Annotated in this window: 21 protein-coding genes; 7 read left to right on the forward strand and 14 right to left on the reverse strand. The window is 59.7% G+C overall.

The annotated features are described in order from the left end of the window. Positions 1 to 14: 14 nt before the first annotated feature. Positions 15 to 269, forward strand: a complete 255-nt coding sequence (locus ACN19L_RS17255; RefSeq protein WP_426490706.1) for an acyl-CoA-binding protein — start codon at positions 15 to 17, stop codon at positions 267 to 269. Between the two features lie 319 nt (positions 270 to 588). Here the strand turns inward: ACN19L_RS17255 and ACN19L_RS17260 are convergent, their stop codons facing one another. Further along, the gene (locus ACN19L_RS17260; RefSeq protein ID WP_426490707.1) at positions 589 to 867 is read right to left on the reverse strand and encodes a CDGSH iron-sulfur domain-containing protein; all 279 of its coding nucleotides are present in this window, start codon (positions 865 to 867) and stop codon (positions 589 to 591) included. A 54-nt stretch (positions 868 to 921) separates the two neighbouring features. Further along, the gene (locus ACN19L_RS17265) at positions 922 to 1,434 is read right to left on the reverse strand and encodes an N-acetyltransferase family protein (RefSeq protein WP_426490708.1); all 513 of its coding nucleotides are present in this window, start codon (positions 1,432 to 1,434) and stop codon (positions 922 to 924) included. Positions 1,435 to 1,592: 158 nt separating this feature from the next. On the opposite strand from ACN19L_RS17265, the gene ACN19L_RS17270 reads away from it, so the two are divergent. Further along, positions 1,593 to 2,267 carry a hypothetical protein gene (locus ACN19L_RS17270; RefSeq protein WP_426490709.1) on the forward strand — a complete coding sequence of 225 codons (675 nt, stop codon included), beginning with the start codon at positions 1,593 to 1,595 and terminating at the stop codon, positions 2,265 to 2,267. A gap of 80 nt (positions 2,268 to 2,347) precedes the next feature. Here ACN19L_RS17270 and ACN19L_RS17275 read toward each other — a convergent pair whose 3' ends face one another. Further along, complete coding sequence (locus ACN19L_RS17275) at positions 2,348 to 2,806, reverse strand: hypothetical protein (protein ID WP_426490710.1); 459 nt, start codon at positions 2,804 to 2,806, stop codon at positions 2,348 to 2,350. Positions 2,807 to 2,916: 110 nt separating this feature from the next. On the opposite strand from ACN19L_RS17275, the gene ACN19L_RS17280 reads away from it, so the two are divergent. Further along, the gene (locus ACN19L_RS17280) at positions 2,917 to 3,540 is read left to right on the forward strand and encodes a deoxynucleoside kinase (RefSeq protein ID WP_426490711.1); all 624 of its coding nucleotides are present in this window, start codon (positions 2,917 to 2,919) and stop codon (positions 3,538 to 3,540) included. Between the two features lie 113 nt (positions 3,541 to 3,653). Here the strand turns inward: ACN19L_RS17280 and ACN19L_RS17285 are convergent, their stop codons facing one another. The 5 genes from ACN19L_RS17285 to ACN19L_RS17305 form a co-directional block, all read right to left on the reverse strand. Further along, positions 3,654 to 4,331, reverse strand: coding sequence for a DUF2461 domain-containing protein (locus ACN19L_RS17285; RefSeq protein ID WP_426490712.1), 678 nt, complete (start codon positions 4,329 to 4,331; stop codon positions 3,654 to 3,656). A 94-nt stretch (positions 4,332 to 4,425) separates the two neighbouring features. Then, the gene (locus ACN19L_RS17290) at positions 4,426 to 5,202 is read right to left on the reverse strand and encodes a DUF547 domain-containing protein (protein WP_426490713.1); all 777 of its coding nucleotides are present in this window, start codon (positions 5,200 to 5,202) and stop codon (positions 4,426 to 4,428) included. Positions 5,203 to 5,534: 332 nt separating this feature from the next. Continuing rightward, positions 5,535 to 6,362, reverse strand: a complete 828-nt coding sequence (locus ACN19L_RS17295) for an MOSC domain-containing protein (RefSeq protein ID WP_426490714.1) — start codon at positions 6,360 to 6,362, stop codon at positions 5,535 to 5,537. Positions 6,363 to 6,437: 75 nt separating this feature from the next. Further along, the gene (locus ACN19L_RS17300; protein WP_426490715.1) at positions 6,438 to 7,379 is read right to left on the reverse strand and encodes a YitT family protein; all 942 of its coding nucleotides are present in this window, start codon (positions 7,377 to 7,379) and stop codon (positions 6,438 to 6,440) included. A 170-nt stretch (positions 7,380 to 7,549) separates the two neighbouring features. Then, a complete protein-coding gene (locus ACN19L_RS17305; RefSeq protein WP_426490716.1) occupies positions 7,550 to 9,196 on the reverse strand; it encodes a S8 family peptidase in 1,647 nt (548 codons plus the stop codon). A 333-nt stretch (positions 9,197 to 9,529) separates the two neighbouring features. On the opposite strand from ACN19L_RS17305, the gene ACN19L_RS17310 reads away from it, so the two are divergent. The 4 genes from ACN19L_RS17310 (at position 9,530) to ACN19L_RS17325 (ending at position 14,929) form a co-directional block, all read left to right on the forward strand. After that, positions 9,530 to 12,142 (forward strand): PIG-L family deacetylase, encoded by a 2,613-nt coding sequence (locus ACN19L_RS17310; protein ID WP_426490717.1) that lies wholly within the window; start codon positions 9,530 to 9,532, stop codon positions 12,140 to 12,142. A 228-nt stretch (positions 12,143 to 12,370) separates the two neighbouring features. Further along, complete coding sequence (locus tag ACN19L_RS17315; protein WP_426490718.1) at positions 12,371 to 13,009, forward strand: phosphatase PAP2 family protein; 639 nt, start codon at positions 12,371 to 12,373, stop codon at positions 13,007 to 13,009. 97 nt (positions 13,010 to 13,106) lie between these two features. Then, positions 13,107 to 13,247, forward strand: coding sequence for a hypothetical protein (locus ACN19L_RS17320; RefSeq protein WP_226266198.1), 141 nt, complete (start codon positions 13,107 to 13,109; stop codon positions 13,245 to 13,247). Next, positions 13,244 to 14,929: a sodium:solute symporter gene (locus ACN19L_RS17325; protein ID WP_426490719.1), complete on the forward strand. Its 1,686-nt coding sequence runs from the start codon at positions 13,244 to 13,246 to the stop codon at positions 14,927 to 14,929. Before ACN19L_RS17320 ends, ACN19L_RS17325 begins: the two co-directional genes overlap by 4 nt. Before the next feature lie 217 nt (positions 14,930 to 15,146). Here ACN19L_RS17325 and ACN19L_RS17330 read toward each other — a convergent pair whose 3' ends face one another. From ACN19L_RS17330 to ACN19L_RS17355, 6 genes are all read right to left on the reverse strand, one after another. After that, positions 15,147 to 16,040, reverse strand: coding sequence for a DUF2911 domain-containing protein (locus tag ACN19L_RS17330; RefSeq protein WP_426490720.1), 894 nt, complete (start codon positions 16,038 to 16,040; stop codon positions 15,147 to 15,149). Positions 16,041 to 16,150: 110 nt separating this feature from the next. Beyond that, on the reverse strand, positions 16,151 to 16,684 hold the full coding sequence (locus ACN19L_RS17335; protein ID WP_426490721.1) for a hypothetical protein: 534 nt from the start codon (positions 16,682 to 16,684) through the stop codon (positions 16,151 to 16,153). Next, positions 16,684 to 17,283 (reverse strand): hypothetical protein, encoded by a 600-nt coding sequence (locus ACN19L_RS17340; protein WP_426490722.1) that lies wholly within the window; start codon positions 17,281 to 17,283, stop codon positions 16,684 to 16,686. Before ACN19L_RS17340 ends, ACN19L_RS17335 begins: the two co-directional genes overlap by 1 nt. Before the next feature lie 88 nt (positions 17,284 to 17,371). Next, positions 17,372 to 19,198, reverse strand: coding sequence for an ABC transporter ATP-binding protein (locus ACN19L_RS17345; RefSeq protein WP_426490723.1), 1,827 nt, complete (start codon positions 19,196 to 19,198; stop codon positions 17,372 to 17,374). Positions 19,199 to 19,313: 115 nt separating this feature from the next. Then, positions 19,314 to 19,799: an energy transducer TonB gene (locus tag ACN19L_RS17350; protein ID WP_426490724.1), complete on the reverse strand. Its 486-nt coding sequence runs from the start codon at positions 19,797 to 19,799 to the stop codon at positions 19,314 to 19,316. 147 nt (positions 19,800 to 19,946) lie between these two features. Beyond that, positions 19,947 to 21,428 carry a sodium:solute symporter gene (locus ACN19L_RS17355; protein ID WP_426490725.1) on the reverse strand — a complete coding sequence of 494 codons (1,482 nt, stop codon included), beginning with the start codon at positions 21,426 to 21,428 and terminating at the stop codon, positions 19,947 to 19,949. Between the last annotated feature and the right edge of the window lie 56 nt (positions 21,429 to 21,484).

Consider the following 21,484-nt stretch of genomic DNA (forward strand, 5'->3'; position numbering starts at 1 on the left):
ACCATTTCGCCCTCATGGCCACTATCGAAGAATTTGAAGCCGCCGCCGCCCGCAGCAAGGAGCTGCCCGCCAAACCCGACAACATGACCCTGCTGAAGCTCTATGCCCTGTACAAGCAAGGCAGTGAGGGCGACGTGAGCGGCGACCGGCCCGGCGGGTTCGATTTCAAAGCCATTGCCAAGTACGATGCCTGGGCCGGCCAGCGCGGCAAAAGCCAGGAAGAAGCCCGTCAGGAGTACGTGGACTTCGTACACTCGCTGTTTGCGTAACCCTCTGTTTGGATTAGGGTCTGTGGATAGCGCATGACGACCTAAAGAGTCCCCAAACACTTATTCCTGTTACTATCCACACAGCCAAGGATGAGGCTGAATAAACCTCACTAGCACGTCATGGAGAGGCCGGAGGCCGAAACATCTCGCGTGCTGATGTCAGGATTGCCCTTACACGTCAGCCGAGCGACATGATTCGGCATCCGGCCTCTGCATGACGGTGTAATGATTTTTCACTTCGTGAAAAGCCTCAACGTAAACAGGCCCGCTTAGCAATGTGCTGAGCGGGCCTGTTTGTTGTTTTGCGGTTGCGTAACCGCTACGCCAGCGGCGCGGCTCCGGCATCGGGAGTGGTGGGGGGCGTCACGGGCGCGGCCGGCTTGGGAGCGGGCAGGTCGAAGGCTTCGGCGTTGTGCTCGAAGTGGCCTTTGTGCGAGCCGTCGCAGAAGGGCTTGTTTTTGGAAAGGCCGCAGCGGCAGATGCTGATACGCTCCCGGCCAGCCAGGCCGTAGGGGTTGCCCTGGGCATCTACCAGTTCAAAGTCGTTGCCATCAACGCGGAGGGAGCCATTGCTCAGCACGGTCAGTTTCGTGGCCATAAGGAATGCAGAAAAAAGGTTGGTGAGGGTTCAGAGAAGAAGAGCAGAAGCGGCTTAGAGTGCCTTCTGCATCACGTAGTCGTTCATCCAGTAGGGGCCGATGGCAATATCCTCCTCCCGCTGCCGCTGAAAGCCCAGGTGTTCGTAGAAGTTCAGGGCGGGGTTGTGGCGGTTTACGTTCAGCTCCAGCGTGTGGCCGCCGGCCGTGCGTACAGCCACTTCCACGGCACCCACCAGCTGCTGGCCCAGGCCCAGGCCCTGATGAGTGGGCAATACGTAAATTTTGTTGAGGTGATAATGCCCGGCCGGCGCTTTGGCCGAGTACGAGGCAAAACCCGCTGGCTGCTCCTCCACGTACACCAACAGAAACGTGTGGCCCTGCTCAGCCATTTGCCGCTGCAACGAGGCCGGCGTGTAAATCACGCGGTACATGTACTCAATCTGCTCCTTGGAAATGATAAAGCGGTAGGTGGGCTCCCAGGTTGCTTCGGCTAGTGCCACAATGGTCGGAATATCGGCCAGCGTGGCCGGCTGGATGCGGACGGGAGGGGCAGTAGCAACGGACATAGCCAGCAAAAAACGGCATAATCCGGCGCAAAACCGAACCCATTTAGCGGTTTCCTTCGTTTTTGGGCCGGAAATTGCCTGTAACGCTATACCAATTCGGCGCAGGGAGCCGTTTTCGGTAGCCGTACTCTATCACCCACTTGCCCTTGCCTTTGCTTATGAAACGTTCTTTTGCCTATATGCTGCTGACGATGGCCGGCCTGGCTACGGCCACCGGAGCCTCGGCCCAGCAAACCCCCAGGAAAACCACCACTACTACCCGCCCCACCAGCGGAACGGCCACTTCGGCCGGCCTTGAGCGGGATTTGGCTGATTTCAGCGACTGGGTGAACGATAAAGTGGACCGCGTAGCCACCACGGCCCGCCGCGAATTGCCCCGCCTCAGCGAAGAGTTTGACCGCCAAAGTCGCCGCATTGATAAAGCGGTGGATAGCCTGACGGTGGAAGGCAAAAAGGAATACAACACTCAAAAGGTACGCTACAAACGCTGGTCTGACCGCCAGGATAGCCTGGATGCCGCTGCCCGCCGCCCTGCCACTGCCGACCAGGCCCAGCGCCGCCTGCTGAACGAGGACGTGAACATCAGCAAAGCCCGGGCCTCTGAACTGCCCGATCTGTATTTCCACCTTGTGGAAACCATGCGCAGCGACAAAAAGGACTGGACCCAGGCCGACTGGAGCGCCGCCAGTGCCGTGCTCAGCCGCCTCAACGCCCGCTACGACCAGGTGCGTGACCAATTGCCGCTGGAAGAGCGCCTGCGCATCCGGAGCCTTCAGGGCGAGTTTCGCACCCTGGAAAAAGCCCGCGACGTGAAGGACGTAATCCGCGAATAAGCAGAAGCCGGACCACCTACCACGCGCAACGCCCCCGGTTATGCTGATAGCCGGGGGCGTTGCGCGTGGTAGGTGGTCAATCAGACGGATGCTTCCACCGGGCGCGGTGGACGACCTTGTTTGCGCAGCCATTGCCAGGCCGAGGAAAGCTCCTGAAACAGCTGAATAGGGATATAGGCCCGCACCCGCTCAAAAAACTCCAGGCTGGCCAGCTGGTTGTGCATATCCGGCGAAAATACGTAGGCAATGGCCCGCAGCCCACTGTCCATTGACTGCGGCAGCCACTCATACTCCAGCCAGTCCATCGCCTCTACCCAGTCGCCGGTGGCGTGGGTTTTGTCGTTGAGCAGAAAGGTGGTGGGGTACTGGGCGTACAGCTTCAGGGCTTCGTTGGCTACATACATTACCTCCCGGCTGGTCAGGTTGCCAAACCAGCGCACGTACAGCAGCTTTTGCGTTGCCGCATAGTGCAGCTCCACCAGTACGGCACCGTTTGTATCGGGCAGGGTCCCGATGGGCTGGAGGTCTAGCGAGTCCATGAGTGCTTATATAGAGTATGCTCTATGTAAGGTACGACGTTGCCGGGAATGTATAAGGTTCAATTGCTATCCTTATTTTTGCGCCTCGCTTTTTCTTCCGCTTCTCGCTCATGCACATTGCAATAGTCGGCAACATTGGGGCCGGCAAAACCACGCTGGCCAACAAACTGGCCCACCACTTCAACTGGGAAGTTTTTCTGGAAGATGTGGACCACAATCCTTACCTGAAGGATTTCTACGATGATATGCCGCGCTGGGCGTTTCACCTGCAGGTATACTTCCTCAACAGCCGCTTCCGCCAGACGCAGCGTATCAAGCAGCTGCAGAGCACTAACAAAGGCGTTATTCAGGACCGGACCATCTACGAAGATGCCCACATCTTCGCGGCCAACCTGCACCAGTCGGGGCTGATGGAGGAGCGGGATTACCAGAACTACCTGAACCTGTTTCAGTCGATGATCAGCATGGTGAACCCGCCCGATTTGCTGCTCTACCTCCGGGCCGATCTGCCCAAGCTGGTGCAGCAGATTGAAAAGCGCAACCGCGACTACGAAAACAACATTAAAATTGACTACCTCAAGCACCTCAACGAGCACTACGAGGACTGGATCAAGAGCTACGACGCGGGCCGCCTGCTGATTGTGGATGTGAATAACCTCGACTACGTGAACAACCCCGAGGACCTGAGCGTCATCATCGACAAAATCAACAGCACCTTGTTCGGGCTGTTTTAGGGCTTGTTAGTGCTTGGTACCTCGTTGTTGGTGCTTGGACTAAAGAAGTAGCAAAAAAGGGCCCCGCCGGGTTACGGCGGGGCCTTTCGCGTACACCCTAATTCCTAGTCCCACTACTCTTCAGCGCGCATAGCTTCATTAAGAAACTCCACAAGCGGTTTGGCCGCCTGCCAACTGGCCACTACCCGCTCCACAAAGTCGGGTCGTACCACCTCCGCATCCGAGAAGGACTGCCACACGAAGTAGCTTTTCAGCCGTAGCCACTCAATATCCGGGTCCTGCTTATCGTAGCCCTTGGGAGCTGTTTTGAGTGCCTGGGATGTGTCGAGGCCCTGGGGGAAGTGGCGCACCAGCTCCGGGTGTTGCCGGATGGCGTGGAAGGCAGGGCCATTATAATGGATTTCCTGGCGGATGCGGGCCAGCTGCTGGGACTCGGGCATCCAGCGGCCCGCCCCAATATACGTTTCGCCGCCGGGCTCCAGCGCAATGAAATAGCCGGCCCAGGGGCTGTGGCGGCCACCTGGTTTCAGACCGGCTCCCATGTGCCGCTTGTAAGGCTCATCACTCTGCTGAAACCGGTCGTTCTTGTTGATGCGGAACATCACGTCGCCCGGGGCAAGGCCGCGCAGGCCGGGTTCCAGCTGAGCTGAGGCCTGGGTGAGCAGGGTATTCACCAATGCGGTGTACTCGGCCCGGGCCCGGTGGTAGTCGGCGCGGTGGGCATCCATCCAGGATTTATTGTTGTTGGCGGCCAGCTCCCGCAGAAAATTCAAAACAAAGGCGAGGTTCATCAGCAAAAAAGAGTGAAACAGCCAGGGCGTAAAAAGCGTGCCCCGCACCGCTAGGCGGTACGGGGCACGGAAAGGTGGGGTTGGCCCGGCGGGGCTAGTGTTTGCCCAAGGCCTGCGAATTGCTCAGGCTGCCCCGATCATTCAGGGCCCAGCTAAACGAGAGGTACTCCACTTTGGCGGTGGGCAGCACGGGCACGCGGGCGTAGCGGTTGATGAAGTTCAGCAGCTCAGCCTCGGAGCCAAACTCAGCCCCGTAGGCCTGAAACAGGCCTGACAGCTGCACATGCTGAGGAGTGAGCTGGTTGAAAGTGGGGTCGTTGAGGAAACGGCGCACCTGCTGGTCCAGCTGCTGGTCGAGCCGGGTTCCGTCGTAAGCTTCGGGCAGCAGGGCGGGGTTGGAAGCCGCCCCGTACATCAGGCCGAAATGCACGCGCGGGTCGTGAAACTGGTTGCGCAGCATTTCCCGCTCAATCTGGTTGAGGGAGTACAGCTGCCCGCCTACGTTCACCACTGGCGCTTCCCAGGGCGACTTGGTGCCGCCCAGCACTTTCACCCGAATATCGTTGATGCTGGCCACCGGATAATACTGAAGCACCAGGTACGTGGAGGCCGCGTTGTAAGTGTTCAGCCAGAAGGCTTCCGTTTCCGCCGCCGACCAGGAAGATGGGTCAGGCTTTACTTTCCGCAGGTTTTGGAGGTAGCCCAGCAGCACATCTTCATCGTCCAGCAATGCCTCATAGTCCAGCCGGCCATCGGCGGTAACGTGGCGATGCAACAAGTCGCTCCAGGGTTTGTGCAGCAGCTGAAGCATGTTGTTATCCTCGGCAGCCGCCAAAAAAGGCAGTAGCAGAACAGCAACGGTAGTGAGCAAACGGGCGAGCGAACAGTGTGTAGAGCGCATAGGGTGGGGCAGCAGGAGCGGAAACACGGAGTGAGAGCATCAAACCGTGCTTTCAGAGCAAGAAAAACCCTGAAACAACTGAATTGGGATTATTTCAGATTCAATTGTTTTGTCAAAGATACACTTTTCCCTATGGCTTGGCAAAACACAATTATCATTCTGTTAACCAGCGCGGCCTTTGGGTACGCAGCTGACAGGCGGCAGGCTTGTTCTCCCTTTGAGTTGACAAATCGGCCGTGGCGGGCTGGTGCAGGTTATCTGGTTCTCGCGTGCTTCAATCCGGCTCCCGTTCCGGAATTTCTTCAGCCCTTGCGGGTGACGATGGTCAGCGGGGTGCCCACGCGGAGTAAGCCCCGGCCGGGGCCGGTAACGTTTTGCCCGAAGAGCACTTTGCTGTCCTCGGTGCGGTAGGTGGCCAGCGTGCGGAGCGGTTCCCCCTGGGGGCTTTTGCGGGCGGTGGCGGGGTCGATGGTGGTGAGTACGCACCGGCCACAACCGCGCACGGCCCGGAAGGCTACTTCGCCGATGGTGAACTGCTCCCAGTTATCTTCAGTAAAGGCCTGGCCGCCGCTGAACACCAGATTAGGCCGAAACCGCTCCATGCTTACCGGCTCGGCTAAGCGGGCGTTCAAATCGGCCAGCGACTCCTGCCCGATCAGCAGGAACGGATAGCCATCGGCAAAGCTTACCAACTGGCCCTCGGGGTTGTACGCAGGCTCCACGTCGCGCCGCACCATATCCGACATGTACACCAGCTTGCACTCCTGGCCTAGGGCCTCGGTCAGCCAGGCGTCGCACTCCGGTTTGGCCCGCCAGGCAAACACTATATCGTCCCAGATAGTCACAAACAGCGTTTTTTCGGGAGTGGCTTCGAAGGGTACGTACAGCGGCAGCAACTCGGGGCGCTGCTGGTGGCTGAGCAGGAACCCATTGTAGGCTGGCGCTACCCGCAGGTGGGCCATGGCGGCGGTTTGCCGTTGGGTCATGAACTGATTCCGCGCATTCACAATCAGCCACCGCCGGTCGTGGCGCAGGCCGCGGGGTTCTATGGTGGCCTCAGTGAGGCGGATGCCTCCCAGAGATTTTACCGGGTAGATATAGAGGTCGGAGAGCAGAAGAGGAGCAGCCATGCTGCAAAGATGGGGAAATGACGGAATGGATGGTCTGGCTGATAGCTATACTATCACCCGTTTACCCGTTCACCATCAGTGCAGGGGGCGTTTCTTGATCATGCCGCCTTTGGTTTCCTTTACGCTGTGCATGACCATGAAAGCGTTTGGATCCAGCAGCTCCACCTCGGTTTTGAGCTGAGTTAGCTCGAGGCGGGTGATAACCGTGAATACGATGTCGATGGCGTTGGGCTGGTGGCCGTGGGTGCCGTAGCCCCCCTTGCCGCTGTACACGGTGGCGCCCCGGCCCAGCTTCTCCGTTACCATGCGCCGGATGGCATCGGCCTGGCCCGACATAATGGTGACGCCGGTGTATTCCTCCAGGCCGTCAATCACAAAATCGATGGTTTTGGCGGCGGCCAGGTAGGCCAGAATAGAGTACAGCGCCGTTTCGATGGACAGGATGTAGGCCGCTACGCCGAAGATGATAATGTTGAAGACCAGTACGATGTCGCCGATGGTCATGCTGGATTTCTTGCTTAGGTAAATGGCCATGATTTCAGTGCCATCGAGCACGCCGCCCCCCCGCATGGCCATACCAATACCGGCCCCCAGGAAAAACCCGCCGAACACGGCAACCAGCAGCTTGTCCTGCGTGATGATGGGAAAGGGCACCAAGGCCAGCACCAAGGCCAACGCCACAATACCAATGAGGGTCCGCACGGCCACACCGGGGTCGAGCTGCCGCCAGGCCATGAACACGAAAGGCACGTTCAGCACTACAATCAACACCGGCAGCGGCAAGCCGAATACCTGGGCCAGCAGCAGAGAAATACCCGTTACCCCTCCGTCCAGAAACTCGCCCGGCAGCAGAAAGCTCTCCAGGCCGAAGCCTGCCGACAGTACGCCCGTTACCATCAGCAGAGTATTCACAACCTGCCGCCGCCACCAGCCCCGGTCATGCACGGGTGGCGGAACGATGGGCGTTGGTGAAGACGTAGGAGGTGAAGCAGATGGGCGCATTTTTCGGAGAAACATGAGTTGAGGTATCAGCATACGCGGAGCAGCAGTTACAGAAGAAAATACGCCAGTGGCCCCGGATAGTTGAGCACGGCAGCTACCGCACCTTACGCAGCTGCCCCCGCCACCGGCCCTTTTTTACGGACTCGGTAACGGGGGCAGGGTTGCGCCAAACCGCAAAAACAGCGCTAGGGCATCGGTTGCTGGGCCAGTTGTACGGCCCGGTACATATTCACAATGCCGCCCGTGCGTGAGAGGTCAGCAAAATCGACGAGCTTGCTGCTGCCGGGCTGCCGCACCTTGGTATGAATGGGTTGGGCCGAGGCCAGGATGATACGCTTCAGCTGAGCGGCCGTAAGCTGCGGGAAGTACGATTTAAGCGTGGCGGCAATGCCCGCCACCACCGGGGCGGCCATGCTGGTGCCGCTCAGGTTGCCGTATTTGCTGCCGGGCAGGGTCGAGTAAATCTGGCTGCCGGGAGCAAATACATCTACCTGTACTTTGCCATAATTGGAGAAGTCGGCGGCCAGCGTTTCATCGTTGAGGCGGGCCGAGGCTCCCACGGTAATCATGTTGGGGATGCGCTGCCCACTCGAAAAATTCGGCGAAGGATACTGCGTTACCTGATCGAGGTTGTTGTTCTCATTGCCGGCCGAGTGAATCAGCAGCACCCCTTTGCTATCCGCGTAGCGAATAGCCTCCTCCACGGCTGGGCGCTGGGGCGAAAAGTACTTGCCAAAACTCATGTTGATGATCTGGGCACCGTTGTCCACGGCGTAGCGGATGGCGTTGGCCACGTCCTTGTCCCGCTCGTCGCCATCCGGAATAGCGCGCACCGACATAATCTGCACGTTGGGGGCTACACCCAGAATACCCGCATTGTTTTCCCGGTCGGCTCCGATAATGCCGGCTACGTGGGTGCCGTGCATGGGGTCGGGGCCGGTGGCGTCCCGGTTGCCGTAGTTACGCTGCTTCACATCCTCGGGCCGGTCGCCCACAATGGCGCGAGGGTTGAATTTCAGATTCAGCCCGTATTCCTGCTGGTCTTTGGTTTCCTGCAAGCCCTTCTGCATTTCCACCAGTACATCATCCAGGGAGGCAAAGCCTGTTTGCAGCAGCGTTTGGTAGAGGCCTTGGGTTACCTGGCGTAGCTCGGCGTCCTGGGTGGGCGGGTTACGCAGGGTGGCCGTATCCAGGCGCTGCACACCAAGAGCCTGCTTGAGGCCCTCGGCACCCTGCTTGTTTTCGGCATACGCTTGGCTGAATTGCTGCAACTGCTCGTTGTTTTCTTTCACCTTGGCCTCATAGGCCTTTTTTACTTTGAGGTACAGATCATACTCGGCGCGTTTGGCGGTGGGCACGGTGGTGCGGGTTTTGCCCTGGTAGAGCGGCTGTAGGCGAGCCAGCAAACGGGTTTCTTCCAGGGCTTCTTCGTTAATGTTGCGGCCATCGGCCCCGCCCAGGAAATTCCAGCCGTACACGTCGTCCACGTAGCCGTTCTTATCGTCGTCGAGGCCGTTGCCGGCCACTTCCCGGGGGTTGCGCCACAGCACCCGGCGCAGGTCGGCGTGGGCCGTGTCGATACCGGCATCAATAACGGCTACCAGCACGGGTGTGGAGGCCTTGCCCTGCAGCAGCTCTTTATACGTACGGTTCACGCTTGCGCCCATTACGCCGCCGTCCTGCTGGGCATCGAGCAGATACCACTGGGGTGAAGCCGGAGCAGCCGGAGTGGGGGAAGGCGAAACGGGCGGCGTAGTTTGGGCCGTAGCCAGCACCGGCAGCAACAAGGATAGGCCCAACAAACGCAGGCGCGAGGGGAAAGAACGAGTCATGAGCGGAAATACGGATACAAACCCCGGTGTACGCAAGCACCGGGCCAAGAGGGTGAAGTCGGGCAGCCGAAGTTACGGAACCAGCCCGACCCGACCCCGGCCCGGGCGGAGTGAACGGTAACGCACAAGACCATCATACTGAGTCTGCCGAGGCAACATACCGCCAACCTTCGTGAAATACTGATCCTGGGCCGACCTGCCGCCTGTCAGGCATGGATTCGGGCTGTATTCCGGAGGGGCATGACATATAAGCGAAGGACGGGTGATGCTGGCGGCTGCAACCTCCCGCTTCGGCCTCTATCTTTACCGCCCGGCTTCTCAACTGTCCGTTCCATGCTCCTTCGCTCCGTTCTGCGCACGGCCCTGCTGGCTGTGATATTCACTCAGTCACTCATTCGCCCATTCACCGCTGCCGCCCAGGCCCCCAAAACCTGGTCGTCCTCCGAGATTCTGCTGGGGCTCAAGAAGCTGAACGTGCTGGGCTCGGCCCTGTACGTGGCCGCTCACCCCGACGACGAGAACACCCGCCTGATTGCCTACCTGGCCAACGGCCGCCTGGTGGAAACCGGCTACCTCAGCTGCACCCGCGGCGACGGGGGCCAGAACCTCATCGGCCCCGAACTGCGCGAGGGGCTGGGCGTTATCCGCACGCAGGAACTGCTGGCGGCCCGCCGCATCGATGGGGGCCGGCAGTTCTTCACCCGCGCCAACGACTTCGGCTTCTCGAAAACGCCCGAGGAAACCTTCACCATCTGGGATAAGGAGCAGGTGCTCGCCGATATGGTGTGGGTCATCCGGCAGCGTCGGCCGGATGTGATGATAACCCGCTTCCCGCCCGACGCCCGCGCCGGCCATGGCCACCACACGGCCTCGGCCATGCTGGCCATTGAGGCCTTCTCGGCTGCCGCCGACCCCAAGCGCTTCCCCGAGCAGCTCCAATACGTGCAGCCCTGGCAGGCCAAGCGCCTGCTGTGGAATACCGGCAGCTTCTTCGTGAAAGCCGGCGAGGACATGAGCCAGTACTTCAAGCTCGATGCCGGTGGCTTCAACCCGCTGCTGGGCCAGAGCTACGGCGAAATTGCCGCCCGCAGCCGCTCCCAGCACCGCAGCCAGGGCTTCGGCAGCAGCGCTCAGCGCGGCGAGGCCCCAGAGTATTTCCAGCTGCTGAAAGGCGAGCCCGCCAAAACCGACCTGTTCGATGGCGTGGATCTGACCTGGAACCGGGTGCCCGGCGGCGCGACCATCGGGAAGATGCTAGACGAGGTAATTCGGAAGTACGACCCGGCTAATCCGTCAGCGAGTGTGGCGGGGTTGCTGAAGGTGCGGGAGGAACTTGTAGCTTTTAGAATTTCAGCTATATCAGATAGTCAGTTCTATGGAAGTTTCTTCTGGCGCAATGAAAAATTGACAGAAGTTGAACAACTGATACAAGGATGCCTGGGACTACATATTGAAGCTATTATAGCTAGTCCAACAGCCACTAAAGAGAGCTTAGTTCAGGATAAGAAGTCTGTGGTATATCCTGTTCTATATGAAATAGTCAACCGCTCAAATGTAACTGTACAGTTGCTTGATGAGGTTGCTTATCCTTCTTCAGCAACTCTTGATAAACTCTATTCGCAAGGTGGGATGCAAGGTATGCACAGTTCAAACCCACATCGTATCAATATTATACCAAGCAAGAGACACCAAGATACTCTCTTTATTAAGGAAGATTCAAGGGGCTCTATTGAAAGCTCACAGCCATATTGGTTGCAGAAAAACGGCACCGTTGGCATGTATACTGTTGAGGATTTGCTCAGCCGTGGAAAAGCTGAGAATGAGCCTGCAGCTAAGGCCCGTTTTATCTTTGATATTCCAGGGCATCGAATAATGCTCACCGTTCCCGTCCAATACAAAAGCACCGACCCGGTGGAAGGGGAGAAGTACCGCCCGCTGACGGTGGTGCCGCCGGTGGCCGTGAACATCGGCGGGCGGGCCTACGTGTTTGCCGATAATCAGCCCAAAACGGTGCCCGTGACGCTGCGCGCCGGCAAAGCGAGCGTGAAGGGCACCCTGGCCCTGAGCCTGCCCAAAGGCTGGACTGCCGAGCCCGCCAGCATCCCCTTCGAGCTGACCGCTAAAGACGCCGAGCAGACCGTGCAATTCCGGGTGCAGCCCGGCGTGGGCGCGGCGGAAGGTAAATCGGAGCTGCGGGCCGTGGCTACCGTGGACGGGCAGGCGTACTCGCGCGGCTACCAGACCATTGCCTATTCCCATATTCCCACCCAAACCCTGTTCCCCGAGGCCGTAGCCCCGCTGGTGAAGCTGGACCTGCGGCGCAAAGGCCAGGAGATCGGCTACCTGATGGGGGCCGGCGACGAGGTGCCCGACGCCCTGCGCCAGATTGGCTACACCGTCACCCTGCTCAAACCCGAAGACCTCACCGACCAGAACCTGCGCCGCTTCGACGCCGTGGTGCTGGGCGTGCGGGCCTATAACACCCTGGACCGCCTCAAAACCCTGCAGCCCACGCTGCTGCGCTACGTGGAAAACGGCGGCAACCTGGTGGTGCAGTACGTGGTGAACCGCGGCACGGTGCTGCCCCAAATCGGCCCGTACCCGCTCACCCTAAGCTCGGACCGGGTAACGGTAGAAAACGCGCCCGTCACCTTCCTCAACCCCAGCCAGCCCCTGCTTAACACCCCCAACAAAATCACGAGCAAGGATTTTGAAGGCTGGGTGCAGGAGCAGGGCCTCTACTACCCCAGCCAGTGGGACCCCAAATACCAGACCGTGCTGAGCAGCCAAGACCCCGGCGAAACCGCCAAGCAAAGCGCCATCCTGGTAGCCGATTACGGCAAAGGCCATTACATCTACACCGGCCTCAGCCTGTTCCGGGAGCTGCCCGCCGGCGTGCCCGGCGCCTACCGCTTGCTCACCAATATGGTGTCGTTGGGCAAGTAGCGCGAAGCTTTGAAACCAGACTCCCTATTTCAGGCTGTGGGGTAGAGCTAGTAAGCTAGTTCCCCTCCTTAGAAAGGAGGGGCTAGGGGTGGTTGACCTCGCGTTAGAACGGATTTTAGAACTAGCTCTAGTATCGTTCCTGCGTTCATCAACCACCCCTAACCCCTCCTTTCCAAGGAGGGGAACTAGTTTCTGGCTCTAACTCACGTGTCAAGTTACAGTGCTCCTATGCGACTATATCTGCGGTTATTACTCATCACATTGGCCTCAGTGCCGCTCATTCTGCTGCTGGTTTTAACCGTGGACGAGCCGCTGGCCGGGCTGCTGCACCGACATGGCGCACCGCTGCGGCCGTTTTTTGAAGGACTGATGCGGGTACACGACGAGGTAACCGGCCGCCTGCTGACACCGTGGCTGTGGCTGGTGTTACTGGTGATTTTCGTGGTGGCCCGGCTGCGGCACTGGCCGCACTGCACCATTTGGTTGGTAGCGCTGCTGACGATGGTAAGCAGCCAGGGCCTGCGCAACTTGCTGGCTATGTACTTCAACCGGCCCCGGCCCTTTGAGGTGTTTGGGCAGCTGGCCGCCAACGCAGATTTCTGGCAGACGGTGGGGCGGTTCGATGCGTTTCCCTCGGGCCACGCGGCCGGCACGGCGGGCTTGCTACTTCCCTGGGCGCTGCGGTTTCACAAAGCCCGGCCGTGGCTGCTGGGCTGGCTGGTGCTGGTGTGCCTGGGGCGGGTGGTGCTGGAATACCACTGGCTCAGCGACGTGGTAGCTGGTGTGGCGCTCGGGCTTGTCCTTACCTGTCTCTGGGAACTGGCCACCGGCTGGCTGCGGCTGAGCCCAGCTACCCCATCGGAATAGGCCTGCTGCAGAAGTAAAAGACCAACACAACTGCTCGCCACTGCGTCGGTGCTACCGTTTCCGGCGTTATCTTTCGCCAGTCAATTTCCTCTCCACTGTGCCGCATAGCTCGTCTTCCGAAACTGAAACCGAACAACCGCCGCTGTTGCCTTCGTGGCGGGCGTGGTACTGGCTGGTGCTGGGGGCGCTGGCCCTGGAAATCGGGCTGTTTGTGTACCTGACCCGGGCGTTTGCATGAGTGGGCTCGACTGGCTGATTCTGGGCGGAACGCTGCTGTTCATTGTGGGCTACGGCACCTGGCGCACCCGCCGGGCCGGTGAGTCGCTGGACGGCTATTTGCTGGGCGGGCGGCAGGCCTCTTGGTGGGCCATTGGGCTTAGTATTATGGCCACCCAGGCTTCGGCTATTACCTTCCTGAGCACCCCCGGGCAGGCCTACGATGACGGCATGCGCTTCATCCAGTTCTATCTGGGGCTGCCGGTGGCTATGGTGCTCATTGCCGTATTCGTGGTGCCCATTTACCACCGGCTCAAGGTGTTTACGGCCTACGAGTACCTGGAAGGCCGGTTTGACCGGCGCACCCGCACCTTCGCGGCGCTGCTGTTTCTGGTGCAGCGGGGGCTCAGCAACGGCCTGAGTTTGTACGCCCCGGCGCTGGTGCTGTCGGCCATTCTGGGCTGGGATATTCAGCTGACGGTGTGGCTGCTGGGCACCGTGATGATTGCCTACACCGTCTCGGGCGGTACCCGGGCCGTGATGGTGACGCAGCAGGGGCAGGTGGCCGTTATTTTCGTGGGGCTGCTGGTGGCGGGCTACCTGCTGGTGCACTACCTGCCCCAGGAAGTGGGCTTCACCGATGCGCTGCGCGTGGCCGGCCACCAAGGCAAGCTCAACCTCATCGACTTCCACTTCGACCCCACCGACCGGTACAACTTCTGGTCGGGCATGACGGGCGGCTTGTTCCTGGCCCTTTCCTACTTCGGCACCGACCAGAGCCAGGTGCAGCGCTACCTCACCGGCCGCAACATCACCGAGAGCCGCCTGGGCCTGCTGATGAACGGTCTGCTCAAAATCCCGATGCAGTTTGGCATTCTGCTACTGGGCGTGCTGCTGTTCGTGTTCTACCAGTTCAACCCGGCCCCGCTTACCTTCAACCGGCCGGTGTACATGGATGTGGCCCACTCCGAGCAGTACGGCCCCCGGCTGCGGGAACTGGAGCGGGAGCACGTCACCCTGTTTGAGGTGCGCCGCCGCGCCACCAGCCGCCTCGTGCAGGCCCTGCAAACCGAAGACCCCACGGCCATTGCCGCCGCCGAAACCCACCTGCAAGCCACTCAGGCCGCCAACCTCGGCCTGCGTCAGCAGGCCCAGCAGCTGCTCAAGCAGGCCCGCCCCGCCACCGAGGCCAAGGACACCGACTACGTGTTTCTGACCTTCGTGCTCAACTACCTGCCCCAGGGGCTGGTGGGGCTGCTGGTGGCCGTGGTACTGAGTGCCGCGCTGGGCTCGGCCGCCGCCGGCCTCAATGCCCTGGCCTCTACCACGGTGGTGGATTTGTACAAGCCGCGCCGGCCGGGCCAGCCGGAGCTGCACTACGTGCGCGCCTCCCGGGCGGCAGCCGTAAGCTGGGGTGTGCTCGGCATTGGGTTTGCTACCTTCGCCGCCCGCCTCGAAAATCTGATTCAGGCCGTCAATATCCTGGGCTCGTTGTTTTACGGTACCATTCTGGGCATTTTCATGGTGGCCTTCTTCCTGAAAGCCGTGGGCGGCCGGGCCGTGTTCTGGGCCGCCGTGGTAGCCCAGGCCGTGGTGCTCACCCTGTTCTTCGCCACCGACATTGGCTACCTCTGGTTCAATATCATCGGCTGCGCCGTGGTGGTGGGCGGTAGTTTGTTGGGGCGTAAGACGGCACAGGCCTAAAGCACAAAGCCAGCGCCCCCTACGCTGTCATTGCGAGGAGGCACGACGAAGCAATCCTTCCTTTTCTAGGTGCTAAGCCTTGAGGAAGCAGAAAGCCCCTGACGTCCGTGCTGGCGTCAGGGGCTTTTGCGTAGGTCAGGGCTAAGAGCTTTTGGCAGGAAGGATTGCTTCGGCTCCGCCTCGCAATGACAGTGTGGATGCAGATGTAGCCTTTCGCCTACAGCTTGCCGGCTTTTTTGGCTTCCATGATTAGGTCCTCGTCCATCTTCACGTAGTCGGCGTTTTTGGCGTCGAGGGCCAGCTTCTTCGACTGCTCCGCGGCTGTAATGGCACCTTTGTAATCCTTCATTTTCATGCGGATTTTGGCTTCCGTGAGCAGGTTCCAGAACTTGGGGTCCGTGGCGTTGGCCTTCTGCATCCAGGTCAGGGCCTGCTTCAGGTCCTTGTTATTGTCGAGGTAGTACACGGCAGCGGCGGCCATGTCGCCGTTGCTGGGGTTGGCGTTCTTGATGACTTTCTCGTCAATCTGCGCCATCACCTTGGGCTCCACGTCGGTGGTGATTTTGAACTTGGCCCCGGTCATTTCCCACTGGATATCCACGTTGGCGGTGGCGGGAGTGAGGTCGGTGAAGTTCATGGTGAAGGTTTCCACTTTAGTGGGCACCTTGTAGGTTTTGATGGTGAAGCGGGCCACGTCCTCGTCGTCCTTGAAAGCGTCCACGTCGGCGCCCATCTTGGTGCTCTTGTTCAGTACCACAATCCACTCGGTTTTGCCGGGGATGGTGTAGAGGCCGTACTCGCCGGCGGGCACCTTTTTGCCCTCAATGGTTACGTCGTCGGAGAATTTGAGGCTGGTGGTGGCATTGGCCCCGGTGCGCCACCGCTTGCTGAACGGTACTAGGTTGCCGAAGGCCACCCGGCCGCGCAGGCTGGGGCGGGAGTAGGTGAGGGTTACGTCGGTGAGGCCCACGCGCTGCTGGATGGTGCTTTTGGGGCTGGCCTGGGGCGTGCTGATCTGGGCATCGGCGGCGGCGCTCAGCAGCAGGCCGCTCACCAACAAGGTAGCGCTCAGCGTGCGGGAACCGGACGTGAGAAAAGTCGAAGTAGTCATTCGTGAAGAGAAAATGGCGTTGGGAATACGGGGCGAAAGTAGGCAAATCTGCCCGGGTAACGGGTGCAGAATGTCGGCCTACTGACGGGTGGCCGCCCGCTCAGCTGCAGCTACCGGTGCTGTTGCGGAATCTGCTGGCGCTCCAATAAGGCGGCCACGTCGGCGGCCGTGGCAGGGGCTTGCAGGCGGCGCAGGTCCAGGTAGTAGCAGGCGGCCTCGGTGGGGTAGAGCAGCAGCCAGTGCGGCTGCACCCACACGGCCCGCCGAATCAGCGTCCATTTGCCGGAAAACTGCCCCAGTGTATTGCGGCCGATGATGTCGGTGTTGGTGAGCGTAAAATCGGTGGGCTGCTGCAGGGCTTGGTTACGGGCGTAGCCACGCCGCAACTGGTAGCGCACCAGCCCAAAGCGCAGGCAGGCGTACAGCACGCCCACGGCCAGCGGTACCAGCGTGGCAGGCTGCGTGAGCCGGCTATTCGCGTACACATCTAGCCCCACGCTCACGGCCAGCAGCACCACGGCCGCGCCCAAAATCCAGTGGTTGAGGCGGGTGCGCGGGCGGGCCCGCCAGAGCCGGAAGTTTACGGCTACAAACTCATCGGCCGTGAGTTGCACGCCGGTGAGGAGTATCGGGGTTGATTTCATCAGGAGGCGAAGGTAGCGCCCGGCACGCTCATATCACGCCACCCGATGAGGGCCAGTACATCCACGGCCGTGTACGGCTCCGGTACCCGGCGCAAATCCAGGTAGTAGGCGAAATCGGGGCCGGGATAGAGCAGGAGCCAGTCGCCTACCTGCTGCACCCGCGTGAGGTCGTACCAGGGTAGAAATTGCCAATTTTGATGGGGCCACTGCACCGTTATGCCAATAGACTCAATATCGATACTTAACGGCTGAGAAGATGCTTGCTCCCGAAAAGCGCGGTAGTACTTCAGGCGACTCCTCAACGCGCCTATTGCGTTAATGAACAGGGTTATACTCCCAAGCACTGCAGTAGCAATGAGCGGTTTGCCGGATAAAAGCCAGTCTCGCCATTCGGACCAGTTGAAATTCGAAATAAGGAGTTTGAAATACAGCACCACCAGCACCACACAGCCTACCCATTCGGCCGTTTGACGAAGTACACTTTTAGCAACTGGTGCCGGAGTTGTATTACCCAAAATCCGCTGCCGCTCCTGCGTCTGGTGAATCAGCTGGTACTCCTGGAAGGTGGGCGGGGTGGCGGGGAATGCAATAGTGGGCATAGCAGCGTATATAATCGATAATCTATTATAAAAGAAAGCGGGCAGTGCTCCAGCGCTGCCCGCTTTCTTTTCGGGCTTTTCCTACTTCCTACGTCAACTCGAACTGCAGCTTCAGCAGGTTGGCGTAGAGGCCGTTGTCGTTGTGGGCTAACTCGTCGTGGGAGCCTTGCTCCACGATGCGGCCGCCGTCGATGACCAGAATCTTGTCCACCTTGCGGATGGTGCTCAGGCGGTGGGCAATGATGATGCTGGTGCGATTCTGCATCAGCTCGTCCATGGCCTGTTGCACCAGCTTCTCGCTTTCCGAGTCGAGGGCGGAGGTGGCTTCGTCGAGGAGCAGGATGGCGGGGTTTTTCAGGATGGCGCGGGCAATGGCAATGCGCTGGCGCTGCCCACCCGAGAGCTTGATGCCCCGCTCGCCCACCAGCGTATCCAGCCCCTCGGGGAAGGAACTGATGAACTGCCAGGCATTGGCTTTGCGGGCTGCTTGGATGATTTCTTCGTCGGTAGCGTCGGTCTTGCCATAGGCAATGTTCTCCCGAATCGAGCCCCCAAACAGGATGGTTTCCTGGGGCACGATGCCGATGTGGCGGCGCAGCTCCGTGAGGTCGTACTGCCCGATGGGGCGACCGTCGATGGTAATCTGGCCGCCGCTGAGCTCGTAGAACTGCATCAGCAGCTGCACGATGGTACTTTTGCCGGCGCCCGACGGGCCTACCAGCGCAATCTTCTCACCCGCCCGGATGGAGAACGTAATGTCCTGCAGCACCGTTAGGTCGGGGCGGGTAGGGTACTGGAACTGCACGTGCTCGTAGGCGATGTTGCCCTGCAGCTGCACCGGCTGCGCGCCCGGCTGGTGGGTGGGCTCGGTGGGCTCGTCCAGGATTTCCAGAATCCGCTCGGATGCGCCCAGCGTGCTTTGCACCTTGCCATACAGCTCGCCCAGACCCGCCACCGAAGCCCCAATGAACATGGTGTACAAGGCGAACTGCGTCAGGTCGCCGATGGTCATCTGGCCGGCCTGCACCAGCGTGGCGGCGCGCCACAGCACCAGTACAATGCCACCAAACAGACCGATAATGACGAACGACACGAAACCGCCGCGGTAGAGGTTGCTTTTCAGGGCGGCCCGCACGGTGTTGGTGAGCGAGGCGGTGTAGCGCTGGGTTTCAAACTGCTCGTTGGTGAAAGCCTTCACCGTGTTGATGCCCTGCAGAGTTTCCTCCACGATGACATTGGTCTTGGCCAGCTCGTCCTGGGTGGTTTTGGCCAGCCCCCGGATTTTCTTGCCGAACACCATCGCCAGCACTACAATCGGCGGAAACGTCAGGAGCATAAACAACGACAGCTTCACCGATACCACCATGATAAACACGATGCCCGCCAACAGGGTCGTCACCTGCCGGAACAGCTCGGCCAGCGTCAGCGAAAAGGAATCCTGGATGATACCAACGTCGGAGGTAATGCGTGAGGTGATGGCGCCCACCCGGTTTTTCTCGAAGTACGGAATGGGCAGCGTCACGAACTTACGGTAGAGTGCCTGCCGGATGTCGCGGACGGTAAACTCGCTTACCTGCGTGAAAAACCAGATGCGCCCGAATGAAAACAAGCCCTGCAACAAAATCAGTACGCCAAAGCCCAGCGCAATCTGGTTGATGGAAACGGTCATGCCGTTGGGCAGCACCACCGGGTTGCCGCTGGCGGCATCGGCCAGCTTGCCAATCAGCCACGGAAAGGCCATGGTGCTGGCACTGGACAGCGTGAGCAGCACCGTGCCCACGATGAATTTGGCGCGGTAGGGCAGCGTGAAACGGAAAATCCGCAGGCCTTGCTGAAAACTCTCTTTGGTAAGCTTGACCTTGGGGGCGTCGGCCCCCGCCTGGCCACTGGTATTCATTCCGCTTCTGGCTGCCATTTCTTTTAGAAGTGAGCGTTTAGAAGTAAGAAATGAGACAACGTCCCGGTGCCCTTTTCTTGACGCCGGAACCTTATCTCACTTCTCACTTCTAACCGTCTCGGGTCTCAATTCACTATTCAAATTTATTCTTACCCTGTTCCACCTTCAGGCCCTCGGAGTTGCCGAAGGGGATGGGCAGGCGCACCTGGGTGGCAATGGGCTGGCCCTTGCGAGTGGCCGGCTTCCAGGCCGGCATCTGGCCCAGCACCCGCAGCGCTTCCGTGTCGCACTCGGGGCTCAGGGGCTGCACTACCGAAGGGTTGGTGAGGTGGCCATCGGCTTCCACCGTAAAGGTCATCACCACGTTACCGCTGATTTGCTTGACGCTGGCCGCTTCCGGATACTTTAGGTTCTGCTGAAAAAACGTGTTCAGGCCCTGCGCCCCGCCCGGAAACTGGGGCGGCGCATCGGGGCGGTTGGCGGCGGGTTTGGCCTGGGCCTTCATTCGGCCCGGCTGCAGCTCAATGGGCTGCTTGGGGGCTGGCATTGGGGTTTGCTGGGCCTGCGCCGCGCCAGCCGACAAAGCTACGAGCGCGAAGATGAAGAAAGCATGTTTCATAGGGCTGGCGGGTTAGGAGTATCAAGTAGTGAGTATTGGGTAGTTAGTAGGCCCAACAACTGCGCTTGCCTTGCAGGCTGTCCGGCACTCACTACTCAATACCAATTACTCACTACTAGTACAAAGGTACGCCTCCCTAAACAACGCCTAGGCTACCGGGTTCAATTCCAGGTTGCGGGGGCGCGAAATTGCCAGCAAACCCAGGAAGGTGATGAGGCCGTTGAGCATCAGAATCTCGAAACCGAACTCATACCCCCACCAGGCTTTGGAGTTGCTGTTGATAAACCACGTGAGCAGCGGGGCCACCACGCACACGGGTAGTACCAGCTTATCGGTGAGGCCGCGGCTGGTGAAGATGCCGAACGAGAACAGGCCCAGCAGCGGCCCGTAGGTGTAGCCCGCTGCCTTAAACACGGAGGTAATCACGCTCTGGTCGTTGATGGCCCGGAAAATCAGGATAATGATGATGAGCACGATGCTAAAGCCGAAGTGCGTGGCCTGGCGCAGCTGCTTCTGCTTGGCCTCATCGTACTGCTTGATGTCGAGCATATCCACGCAGAAGGAGGTGGTCAGGGCCGTCAGGGCCGAGTCGGCGGAGGCGTAGGTGACGGCAATGATGCCCAGGATGAACACGATGCCGGCAAACAGGCTGAAGTGGTTGGTAGCCAGCAGCGGAAACACATTGTCGCCGATAACCTTGCCGGTGGCCGGGTTCAGTGGCAGCTGAATGCCCTTGGCGGCGGCAAACTGATACAGCAGCACCCCCAACGAGAGGAAGAACACGTTCACCACCACAATGGCCAGCGTAAACCAGAACATGTTTTTCTGGGCGTCGGGGAGGCTGCGGCAGCTCAGGTTTTTCTGCATCATGTCCTGGTCGAGGCCGGTCATCACAATGGTGATGAAGGCGCCCGAGGCAAACTGCTTCCAGAAGAACTTGTCGTCTTTAGGGTCGGAGAAGTAGATCTGCGACATGGTGCTTTCCTTCACCGTTTTTACCAGCCCGGCAAAGCCCAGGTTCAGCTCATCGGCCATCAGGTAGATGCTCACGGCCACGCACACCAGCATAGCCATGGTCTGGAAAGTATCGGTCCAGAGGATGGTTTTGAGGCCGCCCCGGAAGGTGTAGAGGTAAATCAGGAAGATGCTGACCGTTACCGTCACGGCAAACGGCACGCCCAGCGCATCGAACACGGCAAACTGCAGCACGCCCGCCACCAGGAACAGCCGGAACGCCGCGCCCACGGCCCGGGAAATCAGGAAAAACAGCGCCCCGGTTTTGTAGCTCCAGAACCCAAAGCGCTGCTCCAGGTAGGTGTAGATGCTCACCAGCCGCAGGCGGTAGTACAGGGGCATGAGCACGGTGCCGATGACTAGGTAACCCACAATGTAGCCCAGCACCACGGCCATGTAGCTCCAGCTTTGGGAGGCCACCATGCCGGGAATAGAGATGAATGTGACGCCCGACAGGGAGGTGCCAATCATGGCAAAGGCCACCATATACCAGGGCGCGTTGCGGTTGGCAATGAAGAACGACTCACTTGTGGCCTTCCTGGAGGTGAGGTAGGCAATGATGATGAGGACGACAAAATAGCCCGCAATCAGGCTCAGAATAAGGGTGGGGGACATACGGGAAGCTATTAGCTGCTGGCTGCTGGCTGCTGGCTATCCAGCCAAAGACAACA

The sequence above is a fragment of the Hymenobacter sp. 102 genome, assembly GCF_049949205.1.
Lineage (GTDB): Bacteria > Bacteroidota > Bacteroidia > Cytophagales > Hymenobacteraceae > Hymenobacter.